Annotated in this window: 13 protein-coding genes; 1 reads left to right on the forward strand and 12 read right to left on the reverse strand. The window is 57.4% G+C overall.

Going from position 1 to position 12,847, the window contains the following annotated elements; genetic code table 11:
- The first annotated feature begins 2 nt into the window (after window positions 1-2).
- Complete coding sequence (locus CHB79_RS15170; protein WP_010487251.1) at window positions 3-1,298, forward strand: lytic murein transglycosylase; 1,296 nt, start codon at window positions 3-5, stop codon at window positions 1,296-1,298.
- A gap of 106 nt (window positions 1,299-1,404) precedes the next feature.
- Here the strand turns inward: CHB79_RS15170 and lipA are convergent, their stop codons facing one another.
- The 12 genes from lipA to CHB79_RS15230 form a co-directional block, all read right to left on the reverse strand.
- Window positions 1,405-2,376, reverse strand: a complete 972-nt coding sequence (gene lipA, locus CHB79_RS15175) for a lipoyl synthase (protein WP_010487250.1) — start codon at window positions 2,374-2,376, stop codon at window positions 1,405-1,407.
- Window positions 2,376-3,023: a lipoyl(octanoyl) transferase LipB gene (gene lipB, locus CHB79_RS15180; protein ID WP_010487249.1), complete on the reverse strand. Its 648-nt coding sequence runs from the start codon at window positions 3,021-3,023 to the stop codon at window positions 2,376-2,378. Before lipB ends, lipA begins: the two co-directional genes overlap by 1 nt.
- Entirely contained in the window at window positions 3,023-3,304 is a 282-nt protein-coding gene (locus tag CHB79_RS15185) for a DUF493 domain-containing protein (protein WP_010487248.1), read from the reverse strand. The genes lipB and CHB79_RS15185 overlap by 1 nt, the downstream gene beginning before the upstream one ends.
- A gap of 120 nt (window positions 3,305-3,424) precedes the next feature.
- Window positions 3,425-4,585, reverse strand: a complete 1,161-nt coding sequence (locus CHB79_RS15190; RefSeq protein WP_089360536.1) for a D-alanyl-D-alanine carboxypeptidase family protein — start codon at window positions 4,583-4,585, stop codon at window positions 3,425-3,427.
- A 121-nt stretch (window positions 4,586-4,706) separates the two neighbouring features.
- On the reverse strand, window positions 4,707-5,708 hold the full coding sequence (locus CHB79_RS15195) for a septal ring lytic transglycosylase RlpA family protein (protein WP_089360537.1): 1,002 nt from the start codon (window positions 5,706-5,708) through the stop codon (window positions 4,707-4,709).
- The gene (gene mltB, locus CHB79_RS15200) at window positions 5,708-6,718 is read right to left on the reverse strand and encodes a lytic murein transglycosylase B (RefSeq protein WP_010487245.1); all 1,011 of its coding nucleotides are present in this window, start codon (window positions 6,716-6,718) and stop codon (window positions 5,708-5,710) included. The genes CHB79_RS15195 and mltB overlap by 1 nt, the downstream gene beginning before the upstream one ends.
- 17 nt (window positions 6,719-6,735) lie before the next feature.
- Window positions 6,736-7,839, reverse strand: coding sequence for a rod shape-determining protein RodA (gene rodA, locus CHB79_RS15205; protein WP_176443209.1), 1,104 nt, complete (start codon window positions 7,837-7,839; stop codon window positions 6,736-6,738).
- Window positions 7,840-7,877: 38 nt separating this feature from the next.
- Window positions 7,878-9,767, reverse strand: coding sequence for a penicillin-binding protein 2 (gene mrdA, locus CHB79_RS15210; protein WP_089360539.1), 1,890 nt, complete (start codon window positions 9,765-9,767; stop codon window positions 7,878-7,880).
- An 11-nt stretch (window positions 9,768-9,778) separates the two neighbouring features.
- Entirely contained in the window at window positions 9,779-10,246 is a 468-nt protein-coding gene (rlmH, locus tag CHB79_RS15215; RefSeq protein WP_089360540.1) for a 23S rRNA (pseudouridine(1915)-N(3))-methyltransferase RlmH, read from the reverse strand.
- A 12-nt stretch (window positions 10,247-10,258) separates the two neighbouring features.
- Window positions 10,259-10,630, reverse strand: coding sequence for a ribosome silencing factor (gene rsfS / locus CHB79_RS15220; RefSeq protein ID WP_029529522.1), 372 nt, complete (start codon window positions 10,628-10,630; stop codon window positions 10,259-10,261).
- Window positions 10,631-10,778: 148 nt separating this feature from the next.
- Window positions 10,779-11,423, reverse strand: coding sequence for a nicotinate-nucleotide adenylyltransferase (gene nadD, locus CHB79_RS15225; protein WP_010487234.1), 645 nt, complete (start codon window positions 11,421-11,423; stop codon window positions 10,779-10,781).
- Window positions 11,416-12,684, reverse strand: a complete 1,269-nt coding sequence (locus CHB79_RS15230) for a glutamate-5-semialdehyde dehydrogenase (RefSeq protein WP_089360541.1) — start codon at window positions 12,682-12,684, stop codon at window positions 11,416-11,418. Before CHB79_RS15230 ends, nadD begins: the two co-directional genes overlap by 8 nt.
- Between the last annotated feature and the right edge of the window lie 163 nt (window positions 12,685-12,847).

The raw sequence follows: 12,847 nt of genomic DNA on the forward strand, positions 1-12,847 counted from the left end.
CCATGCCAAACCTGCTTTTCCGTGGCCTGAGCCACACCTCTATTACCCTCTCCTTTGTACTTCTGAGTGCCTGCTCTGAAGCACCTGCTCAATCAATGAGCGGGACACCGACAGCCGCGCCAATAACCCAACCCGCGCCCACGCCTGAAGTGGCGCAAACAGCCCAGCCGGCACTAAGTTTCGCCGAATGGCGCATGCTGCTGCGTAGCGATGCAATCGCCGCAGGGATAAGCGAAACACTGTTTGACCGAGCGTTTGCAGGCGTGACTCCAAACCCCGATGTTCTCCGCCTGGACAACAGCCAACCCGAGTTCACTCGCCCGGTCTGGGAATACCTGGACGGCGCGGTGTCGCCAGCCCGCGTCAAACAGGGCAAGACCCTGATGCTGCAAGAACGCCAGGCCCTGGACCGTATCGAGCAGCGCTATGGGGTCAATCGCGAAACCCTGGTCGCCATCTGGGGCATGGAGAGCAACTTTGGCGGCAACATTGGCAGCTACAATGTCGTTCGCTCACTGGCAACGCTCGCTTACGAGGGACGGCGCCAGGCCTTTTGGCGCAGTCAACTCTTGGCCGTGCTGCAAATTCTCCAGCATGGTGATACCGACCCCGAACATCTGGTCGGCTCCTGGGCTGGTGCGATGGGACAAACCCAGTTCATGCCAACCACCTACAACGAGCACGCCGTGGACTTTGACGGTGACGGCAAGCGTGACGTCTGGCGCTCATCAACCGACGCCCTGGCATCTGCGGCCCAATACCTGAACGTATCCGGCTGGCAAATGAACCAACCCTGGGGGTTTGAAGTACGCCTGCCAGCAGGCTTCGACTATGCCCTGGCCGACCCGGAAGTGCGCCGCACCCTGAGCCAATGGCAAGCGCTAGGCGTCAAGCCGGTCAACAGCAGCGCCGCGTCAGTGCCATCCGAGTCGATGGCTACCCTATTGCTGCCAGCAGGTCACAAGGGCCCGGCCTTCTTGCTGATGAACAATTTCCGCAGCATTCTGCGCTACAACAACTCCACCTCTTATGCACTGGCCATAGGCTTGCTCAGCGACAGCCTGCGTGGCGCCGCAGGCGTTCAGGCCAGATGGCCGGTTGGCGAGCGCCAGCTTGGCCGCCAGGAGCGTATTGAGCTACAGCAGTTGCTGGCACAGAAAGGCTTCGAGCCAGGCAAGGCCGATGGCATCATTGGCGCCAATACTCGCAAGGCCGTGCGCGCGTTCCAGCAACAGCAGCAACAGCCCGCCGATGGCTATCCAAGCATCGAGTTGCTGCAGCAATTGCGCGACCACTGATCCCGACAAACAAATCCAAGCAACCAAAAAGGCGACCCCAGGGTCGCCTTTTCAATGTGCGTATGGCTTAGAGCGGCTCAAAGCCGCCCCGAGGCCTCAAACCCGCTTAAGCCTTGGCGCCATGAGCCTGCTGGTCCGCGTGGTAGGAAGAACGTACCAACGGGCCGGATGCCACGTTCTTGAAGCCCATCTTCAGGCCTTCTTCGGCAAACCAGGCAAAGACGTCCGGGTGCACAAAGCGCTGCACTGGCAAGTGGTTGCGCGAGGGCTGCAGGTATTGACCCAGGGTCAGCATATCCACGTCATGCTCGCGCATGCGCTTCATCACCTCGATGACTTCTTCATCGGTTTCACCCAAGCCCAGCATCAAGCCTGACTTGGTAGGAACCCCCGGCACCAGCTGCTTGAACTTTTGCAGCAGGTCCAAAGACCACTCGAAGTCGGAACCAGGACGCGCAGCCTTGTACAGGCGCGGTACAGTCTCGAGGTTGTGGTTGAACACATCAGGCGGCTCGTTGGCCGTAATCGCCAGGGCAACATCCATGCGACCACGGTAGTCAGGTACCAGGGTTTCCAATTGCACATTCGGTGACAACTTGCGGATTTCACGCAGGCAATCAACGAAGTGCTGGGCGCCGCCGTCACGCAGGTCATCACGGTCAACCGAAGTGATCACCACGTACTTCAGCTTCAAGTCGGCAATAGCCACGGCGAGGTTGGTTGGCTCGTCGGTATCCAGTGGCTTTGGACGCCCGTGGCCAACGTCGCAGAACGGGCAGCGACGGGTACAGATATCCCCCATGATCATGAAGGTTGCAGTACCGCCAGAGAAGCACTCGCCCAGGTTCGGGCAGGACGCTTCTTCGCACACGCTATGCAGCTTGTGCTTGCGCAGCAGTTGCTTGATACGATCGACCTCTGGCGAAACCGGAATTCGGACACGAATCCAGTCAGGCTTTTTAGGCAACTCGTCAGTCGGGATAATTTTTACCGGGATGCGCGCCATCTTCTCTGCGCCACGCAGCTTGACGCCTACTTCAACCTTGGCCGGTTTGCCGGCTGTTTCCACAGTGCTCATCAGTCAATTCCGCCCGCAAGGGTCTTCTGTTCAGCGTAGTCGAGGTGTTTGACGAGCTGGTCACGCAGCCGGGCACGAACCTCGGAAAATTCTATTGGCGTCTCAACCAGGTCAGCCAGTTGAGTCATTGCCATTCCCGCATAGCCACAGGGGTTGATGCGCTGGAACGGCGACAGGTCCATGTCGGTATTAAGGGCCAGTCCATGGAATGAGCGGCCATTGCGAATACGCAGGCCGAGCGAAGCAATTTTTGCGTCTCCCACATAGACACCCGGGGCATCGCTCTTGGTGTATGCAGTGACGCCGTAGCTGGCCAGCAGGTCCAGCAAGCTCTGCTCCATGCGGGTCACCAAATCACGAACACCGAGCTTGGAGCGACGAACATCGAGCATCAGGTAGGCAATCAATTGGCCCGGGCCGTGATAGGTCACCTGACCGCCACGATCCACCTGCACCACCGGAATATCACCCGGCAGCAGTACATGCTCGGCTTTACCCGCTTGTCCCTGGGTAAATACAGGGGGGTGCTCAAGCAGCCAGATTTCGTCAGTGGTTTCAGGGCCACGGCTGTCAGTAAACCGCTGCATGGCATGCCAGGTCGGCTCATAGGCCACCTGCCCCAACTCACGAAAGCCGATCAGGCTCATCACAACACCATGTGGACGCGGCCAGTTGCTCGCAAATCAACATGAATGGCTTGCAGTTGCTCGACACCCGTCGCAGTGATCAGCACTTGTACAGACAGGTAGCGCCCATTACTGCTGTCCCGCGTGACCAATGTTCCAGGGTCCAGCTCGGGAGCATGGCGCTGAATCACATCAATCACCAGATCAGCGAAGCCTTCGCCCGCATCGCCAATCACTTTGATTGGGTAGCGCTCGCAAGGAAACTCGATTTTTGGTGCTTTTACATCGTCAGTATCAGTCATGGCATCAGCGGGCTTTTGGCCCGTCCATATGTGTTACGCCCCGGATAGGGGCGCATTAGACGCCTCCGAACACCTGAACCGCAAACAGGGCAAGGGTATTTAGAGGCGCTAAGCAAGTTATCAGCTGAACAAGCCGTAGAAGAATAGGCGAATGCTATCCCACACGCGGCGGAAGAAGCCACCCTCTTCGACAGGCTCAAGTGCAATCAGGTCGGTGCTTTGCACCACTTTATCACCCAGTTTGACTTCAACTTTACCGACAACGTCACCTTGCTTGATCGGTGCAATCAGTTGCGGCGTCATGGTCATGCTGGCTTGCAACTTGTCCACCTGGCCTCTTGGCAAGGTCAAGGTCAGGTCTTCTGCCAGGCCGGCCTTGACCTGGTGATCAGCGCCTTTCCACACTGCAGTCTGCGCAAGCTCCGCACCTTTCTTGTAGAAAGTACGGGTTTCGAAGAAGCGGAAACCATAGGTCAGCAGCTTCTGCGTTTCAGCGGCACGCGCCTGTTCGCTATTGGTGCCGAATACCACGGCGATCAGGCGCATGCCATCACGCACTGCAGATGCCACCAGGCAATACCCGGCTTCATCGGTGTGACCGGTTTTCAGGCCGTCAACAGTCTTGTCGCGCCACAGCAGCAGATTGCGGTTTGGCTGCTTGATGTTATTCCAGAGAAATTCTTTCTGCGAATAAATTGCGTAGTGGGACGGGTCGATATAAATGATGTCACGGGCCAGCTTGGCCATGTCGTGCGCCGAGGAGTAATGGTCTGGATGCGGCAAGCCAGTTGCATTCATGAAGTGGCTGTTGGTCAGCCCCAGCTCTTTGGCGGTGTTATTCATCATGTCGGCAAATGCATCTTCACTGCCGGCAATGTGCTCGGCAACGGCAACACTGGCATCATTGCCCGACTGGATGATGATGCCGTGCAGCAGGTCGCTCAGCGACACCTGGGTATTAACCTTGACGAACATACGCGAGCCGCCTGTGCGCCAGGCGTGCTCGCTGATGGTAACCATATCGCTTTCGCTGATCTGCCCCTTCTTGATCTCCAGGGTTGCGATATAGGCGGTCATCAGCTTGGTCAGGCTCGCAGGCGGCAGACGCTGGTCACCTTCATTCTCAACCAGTACCTGACCTGTTGCTGCATCCATCAGCACATAGGATTTAGCCGCCAGCTGGGGTGGCGCAGGTGTAGCCATTTGCTGGGCAAATGCGACTGGCGCAGCAATTAGCAAAAGTGACAATGAAACGCGTTGCGCAAAGCTGGTGATATTCATCCGTCTCTCGAAGTAGCTGATGGTGGAACAAGCCCGAATGGGCAAATTATGAATGACCGTCGCAACACTTGGGTGCCGCGACAGCTTGCTGCCTGCTTACTGGCTGACTGGAGCCGCCAATTCAGTTGGCCTTGACCACAGTGGGTTTACCCAGGTTGGCCAGACGCACACTTTCCTGCAATTGCTCAGCCTCGCCCTGATTGCTGATCGGACCGACGCGAACGCGATGCAGGGTCCGCTGGTTCTGCACCACTGAGCTGATGAACACCGGGGCAGTGACTGTCCCGCTCAGCTTGTCCTTGAGAAGCTCCGCAGCGTCCGGATTGGCGAAGGCTCCCACTTGGAGATACAGGCCAGAGGCTGCGAGTGAATCGTTTTTTTTTGAGTCGACCTGAACTGGCAATACGGGCGCAGCATGCTGGCTTACGGGCGGTACATACTGCTCGATCGGCTCAGCCATGGCCTGCATTTGCGTTTTTGCTGGCGCAACTGACTTGGGTTCGGCCAAGACCATTGGCGCAGTCTTGCCCTGTTTTGCCCACCATTGTTTAGGATCGATGCCTTCCACCTTGACGCGGGCCGTGCCTTTCTCGGCATATCCCAGCTTTTTCGCAGCGGCAAAGGACAGGTCGATAATCCGGTCGGAGTAGAACGGGCCCCGGTCATTGACCCGCAAAATGGCGGTCTTGCCATTTTCCAGGTTAGTCACCTTGACATAGCTTGGCAGCGGCAAGGTCTTGTGCGCGGCCGTCATGCCATAGAGATCGTAGGTCTCGCCGTTGGCAGTGGCCTGCCCATGGAATTTTGTGCCATACCAGGATGCCAGGCCCGTGGCGCGGTAAGAACTGCCGTCCTGGATGGGGAAATACTTGGTGCCCAATACGGTATAAGGGCTGGCCTTGTAAGGCCCCGTGTGCGGTGTCGGCACTGCGTCGCGAATCAGCGATACATCGACATCCCACCAGGGCGCGCCGTCCCGATGCGGGCGCGCAAAATTACCAGGGCCACTAATGCCTGTGGGCTGCGTGGCGACTGGCTTGACCACGGGCTGTTTAGACGAGCAACTTGCCAGCGCCAAGGTGATAGCGCCAAGCGTAATGAGTCTGAGTGGCAGGCTCGACATCAATGGGTTCCCCGTGCTTCGACTATCAATTGGGCCAGTTGAGTGACCGCCATCGCGTACATGCTGCTGCGGTTGTAGCGCGTGATCACGTAAAAGTTGGGTAAGCCTAACCAATACTCGTCGCCATCGACACCCTCAAGACGAAAAGCCGTTACAGGCATCTCGCCATCAAGCTTATCGGTGGTAGTCCAGCCAAGCTCTTTTAGCTGATTGATATTTTTCACCGGATCAAGGCCTTCGGTCAAACCTTGATCAACCTTATCCCCGGAAACACTGGCGCGACTGACCGTCGGCTCGCCCGGCAACCAGCCATGACGCTTGAAATAGCTGGCAACGCTGCCGATCGCATCATCCGGGTCGCTCCAGATATTGATATGACCATCACCATCAAAGTCCACGGCATAGGCGCGGAAGCTGCTCGGCATAAATTGTGGCAGCCCCATCGCGCCTGCATACGAGCCTTTAAGGGTAATTGGATCGACCTGCTCCTCGCGCGACAACATCAGGAACTCACGCAATTCCTTGCGGAAAAATGGCGCACGCGGCGGGTAGTCGAACGCCAGCGTCGACAATGCATCCAGAACCCGGTAACTGCCCGTATTGCCGCCGTAGAAGGTTTCCACGCCGATGATTGCAACTATGTACTGGGCCGGAACGCCGTATTCTTTCTCGGCACGCGCCAAGGCGGCCTCATGCTGACGCCAAAAATCGACGCCGCGGGCAATACGCGAATCGGTGATGAAGATCGGGCGATAGTCCTTCCATGGCTTGACGCGCTCAGCAGGCCGCGAAATAGCGTTGATAATCGACTGCTTGCGCTCAACTTCACCGAACAAGCTGACTAGCTGCTCCTCGGCAAAACCGTAGTCACGGGTCATTTCGGTGATAAATGAAGCGACTTCAGGTGATTGCGAATAATCACCTGCGCCCGCTTGCTGAACCCAGCCGAGCGCAGTGGCAAGTCCTAACCAGTGTGCTTGTCGTACGGCCCAGCCACGCAGTATTTGCATTGAATTCCTAACCCCAATTAAACCTGAGCGATCCACTTACGGTGTGTGTGAATCGACATCAAAACCCCAAACCCTGACAACAACGTGATCAGCGAAGTTCCGCCATAGCTAATGAATGGCAGGGGAACCCCAACGACAGGCAGCAAACCACTGACCATGCCGATATTGACGAACACGTAGACGAAAAACGTCATCGTGAGCGACCCGGCCATGAGCTTACCGAACAGCGTCTGTGCTTGCACGGTTATCACCAGCCCACGACTGATCAACAACAGATACACGAACAGCAATATACATACGCCAACCAGACCAAACTCTTCAGCCAGGACCGCAATGATAAAGTCCGTGTGGCTTTCCGGTAGAAAGTCCAGGTGCGACTGGGTGCCCAACAACCAACCCTTGCCCAACACGCCCCCGGAACCAATTGCAGCCTTGGACTGGATAATATTCCAGCCACTGCCCAGCGGATCGGTCTCGGGGCTGAGAAAGGTCAACACCCGTTGCTTCTGGTACTGGTGCAGGACAAAAAACCACATGCCCACCGCAACAGGAACCAGGGCCGCTGCCGCGCCGATGATCCAGCGCCACTGCAAACCCGCCATGAACAAGACAAAGGCACCGGAAGTGATCACCAACAGCGCCGTACCCAGATCTGGCTGCACAAGGATAAGGCTCACGGGCACGCCAATCAGCGCCAGACTCACGACAATATGTTTCAAGCGCGGCGGCAGGGTCCGTTTCGAGAGGTACCAGGCAATGGTGGCCGGCATGATGATCTTCATGAACTCCGACGGCTGGAAGCGAATCACCCCCGGAATATTGATCCAGCGCGTCGCCCCCATTGCGTTGTGCCCCATGACATCGACGGCCACCAGCAGCGCAACACCACCGACGTAAGCCAGCGGCACCCAGCGCGCCATGAATCGCGGCTCAAACTGGGCAATGATGATCATGCCAACCAGGCCAATGCCGAAGGAACTGGCCTGTTTCATCAGCAGGTCGACATCTTTGCCACTTGCCGAATACAAGACAAACAGGCTACCTGCGGCCAAGGTCAGCAGCAGTAGCAATAAGATACCGTCGATATGCAAACGCTGGAGCAGGCTTGCCCTGCGACGCATCACATCTTCGTTGGACAGGGTACGGTCAAAGCTATTGCTCATTGTTCCTGCGCCTGTTCATTAGCAGGTGGAGCATACTCGGGCTTGAGCACGCCGTTTTCATCCAGCAACCAGGCATCCATGACCGCCTTAAGCACTGGCGCTGCAACGCCCGATCCCGACTCTCCATTCTCAACCAGCACCGAGACGGCAATCTCAGGGTTTTCAGCCGGCGCAAAGCCAACGAACAAGGCATGGTCGCGGTGGCGTTCACGAACCTTGCTGCGGTCATAACGCTCGCCTTGCTTGATCGCTACAACCTGGGCAGTACCACTTTTACCGGCAATTCGATAAGCCGCCGAGTTGCCCACCTTGCGCGCAGTACCACGGGCGCCATGCATCACCATTTCCATGCCGTTTCGTGCGTAATCCCAGTATTTTGGATCTTTCAATACGATGTCCGGTACAGGATTCTCGTCCACCGGCTTTACCCCGCCGATGGTCTTGGCCAGGTGCGGACGAATCCATTTGCCGTGGTTAGCCACCAAGGTCGTGGCCTGCGCCAGTTGCAGCGGAGTGGTCTGCATGTAGCCCTGACCAATACCGAGAATCAAGGTTTCCCCCGGATACCAGGCCTGGCGGTAACGCCCACGCTTCCACTCTCGCGATGGCATCAGCCCTGCAGTTTCCTCGAACATATCCAGGGAAACACGTTGGCCAAGACCAAACTTGGTCATGTAGTCATGCATGCGATCAATGCCCAACTTATGCGCCAAATCATAGAAATAGGTGTCGTTGGAACGCATCAACGCAGTCTCGAGGTTGACCGATCCATCCCCATAGCGGTTCCAGTTGCGATATTTATGCGTATTGTTAGGCAACTGGTAAAACCCCGGGTCAAACACTCTGGAGCTCGGCGTGATAACCCCGGCATCAAGACCGGCAATCGCCATCATGGGCTTGACCGTGGAACCTGGCGGATACAGGCCGCGCAAGACCCGGTTGAACAGGGGCTGGTCAATAGAGTCGCGCAATTCGGCGTAGGCCTTGAAGCTGATGCCGGTGACAAAGGGATTCGGGTCGAAACTCGGCTGGCTGACCATGGCCAACACTTCCCCTGTCTTGACCTGAATCGCAACAATCGCCCCGCGACGGCCACCTAGCGCCTTTTCGGCAGCCTCCTGAAGCTTGGTATCTATGGTCAGGACCAGGTCCTTACCCGGTTGCGGATCGGTACGATTAAGCACTCGCAAGACACGACCACGAGCGTTGGTCTCGACCTCTTCGTAACCCACCTTGCCATGCAGCTGCGATTCATAAAAGCGCTCCACACCGGTTTTACCTATGTGGTGAGAACCGCTGTACTCAACAGGGTCGAGTTTTTTCAGTTCCGCTTCGTTGATACGCCCGACATAGCCCACCGAGTGAGCAAAGTGCTCGCCAAGCGGGTAATGCCGGACCAACTGTGCGGTCACTTCAACGCCTGGCAGGCGGAACTGATTGATCGCGACCTTGGCGATTTGCTCTTCGCTCAGTTCAAACAACACCGGCACCGGCTCAAAGGGTCTACGCCCCTGGCGCACGCGCTTCTCGAACAACTGGCGATCTTCTTCGGGCAGCCCCAGCACTTCGACGATAACATCCAGCACCTTCTCCCAGTCGCCGGCCCGCTCGCGGGTCAGCGTTAAACTGAAACTTGGCCTGTTATCGGCGACGATCACTCCATTTCGATCATAGATAAGCCCACGATTCGGCGGAATGGGCTGAACATGAACGCGATTGTTCTCAGACAGTGTCGAGTGGTACTCGTATTGCACCACCTGCAGATAATAAAGGCGGCTGACCAACACCCCAATCAATAGGAAAACCACAATGGCGCCGACAATCGCGCGCCCACGAATCAGTCGTGCGTCTTTTTCGTGGTCTTTTAGGCGAATCGGCTGCGGCATCGGGACTGTGGCTACTTATGGTAGGGATGGCCGGACAACACTGTCCAGGCGCGATAAACCTGCTCGCCGATGAGGACGCGAACCAGCGGATGCGGCAAGGTCAGTGGCGACAACGACCAGCGTTGCTCGCTACGCGCCTGAACTTCAGGCGCAAGCCCTTCGGGGCCACCGACCATCAGATTGACTGTTCGCGAATCAAGCCGCCATTTATCCAGCTCGACGGCCAACTGCTCGGTGCTCCATGGCCGTCCTTCGACCTCCAGGGTCACAATCCGTTCACCGGGCTGAACCTTGGCCAGCATAGCTTCGCCTTCCTGGCGAATCATACGGGCAACATCGGCATTTTTGCTTCGCGTTGTCAGCGGGATCTCAATGAGCTCCAGCGCCAGCTCAGAAGGCATGCGCTTGGCATACTCCTGCCAGCCATCCTCGACCCAGCGCGGCATTTTTGATCCGACGGCAATCAATTTGATACGCACAGCCAGGCGTCCTTACTCTGCTTCAGAACCTTGCTCTGGCGCGTGCTGTGCACGGCTCTGCTCGGCGCCCTGCCACAGGCGCTCGAGGTCATAGAACTGGCGCGTGGTCGGCAGCATGACATGGACCACGATATCGCCAAGGTCAAGCAGCGCCCACTCGCCGGTATCCAGGCCTTCGCTGCCGATTGGACGAACACCCTGCTCCTTTACTTTCTCCAGAACATTGTCGACCAGTGACTTGACGTGACGGCTGGAGGTACCGCTGGCGATAACCATGAAGTCGGTGATGCTGGTCTTTTCGCGCACATCAATGGTGGTGATGTCCTGGGCCTTGATGTCTTCCAGAGCCGCGATGGCCAGTTTGACCAGGTCTTCGCTCGGCATGATTTGATTCTTCATAGGTAACTCGTTTGCCTCATATGTCAGAACTTGCAGACGCGTATTGCTAAACTCACTATCGATCGACGCCCCGCATCATCAGTCGATGATTGCCTGGCTGTTTCAATCTCGCATAGCCTTTGTCTGCAGGCTCTCAGTTCGCTGCACGGTACAGCCCGTGCGCTTGGATGTAAGTCAGTACCTTATCTGGCACCAAGTAACGTACCGATTTTCCGTCGAGCAACAGCCCGCGAATTTGCGTGGCAGACACCGCCATCGGCGTTTGCCACACAAAGGAAATCTGCCCACATGCACCGGTCATCGCATGTGGATCGCTGACACTGCGCGCCGCTAACAAATCGCGCAGTGCCTCTGGGGCTTCGCTGTCAGCATCGGGACGCTGCAATACCAGGATATGGCAATGCAGCAATAATTCATCCCAACGGTGCCAGCTTGGCAACCCGCAAAAGGCATCCCAGCCCAGTAACAAATACAGCTGATCATCCGCTGCCAACTCAGCCCGCAGCGATTCCAAAGTATCGATGCTATAGGACGGCTTATCGCGCTTGAGTTCGCGATCATCAACCACCAGCGGTGCAACACCAGCCACCGCACACTCGACCATTGCCAGACGGTCATGGGCCGAAACCAGCGGCGTATCCCTGTGTGGCGGCCGCGCACTGGGTATCAGGCGCAGCTGATCAAGGGCCATAAACTCGGCGACTTCTACCGCGCCGCGCAAATGCCCAATGTGCACCGGGTCAAAGGTGCCGCCAAATAGGCCAATGCGTTTAGGCATTCTGCCCGCGCAACTGGCCGTCACCGACCACCACGTACTTCTCGCACGTCAGGCCTTCAAGCCCCACCGGGCCGCGAGCATGCAGCTTATCGGTCGAGATGCCAATCTCCGCGCCAAGGCCATACTCAAAGCCATCGGCGAAACAGGTTGGTGTATTGAGCATCACTGAACTGGAGTCGACCTCAGCCATGAAGCGCCGGGCATGGCCCTGATGTTCAGTCACGATCGAGTCGGTGTGGTGCGAGCCATAGTGGTTGATATGCTCGATAGCCTGATCAAGATCATCAACGATACGAATCGACAAAATCGCCGCCAGATACTCGGTAGCCCAATCCTCCTCAGTCGCAGGATTGGCCGCAATCAGGTTGCGCGTGCGCTCGCAGCCACGTAACTCGACACCTTTCTCAGCGAACTGTGCCGCCATCGCCGGCAGGAAATCGGCCGCGACCGACTGATGGACCAGCAGGGTTTCCATTGCACCGCAAATCCCGTAACGATAGGTTTTGGCATTGAAGGCAATCTTCTGCGCTTTTGCCAATTCAGCCAGTGCATCTACGTAGACGTGACAAATGCCGTCAAGGTGCTTGATCACCGGTACGCGCGCATCGCGGCTTACCCGCTCGATCAGCCCCTTGCCGCCACGCGGCACGATCACATCAACAAACTCGGGCATGGTAATCAACGCGCCGACCGCTGCGCGGTCAGTGGTTTCAACCACTTGCACCACGGCAGCAGGCAGATCGGCTGCGGCCAAGCCACGCTGGATGCATGCCGCAACCGCCCGATTGGAGTGAATGGCCTCCGAGCCGCCACGCAAGATAGTCGCGTTGCCGGATTTCAGGCACAGGCTCGCGGCATCAATGGTCACATTTGGCCGCGACTCGTAAATGATGCCCACCACGCCAAGCGGCACGCGCATCTTGCCAACCTGAATACCCGACGGACGGTAGCTTAAATCCCGAATGGCACCGATCGGATCGGGCAATGTCGCCACCTGGCGCAGGCCTTCGATCATTGCATCGATGCGCGCAGGCGTCAGCGCCAGGCGATCGAGCATCGCCGGTTCCAGGCCATTTTCACGACCTGCGGCGAGGTCTTTGGCGTTGGCTTCGGTCAATTCGGCGCGCGCACAATCCAGCGCCGACGCGGCGGCCAGCAAGGCGCGGTTCTTCTGGGCAGTGCTGGCACGCGCAATCACGCGCGAAGCCTCACGGGCAGCACGGCCCAAGCGGGTCATATAGTCGAGCACGGACTCAGTCATGGTCTCGGTAGCCAGGCAACAAGGAAAGCGGCTGATTATAGCGAGCGCAAGCCCTCACGCACAGCGGTGCCTGGCAGATGGCGAACAGCTTGTTACGGTTTTTCCACAGTAACAACTGCAGCAGCCGTTATTTCGCCAATAAAAGCGCCCTGCAGGACAGACA

This window comes from Pseudomonas segetis, assembly GCF_900188155.1.
GTDB classification, from domain to species: domain Bacteria; phylum Pseudomonadota; class Gammaproteobacteria; order Pseudomonadales; family Pseudomonadaceae; genus Aquipseudomonas; species Aquipseudomonas segetis.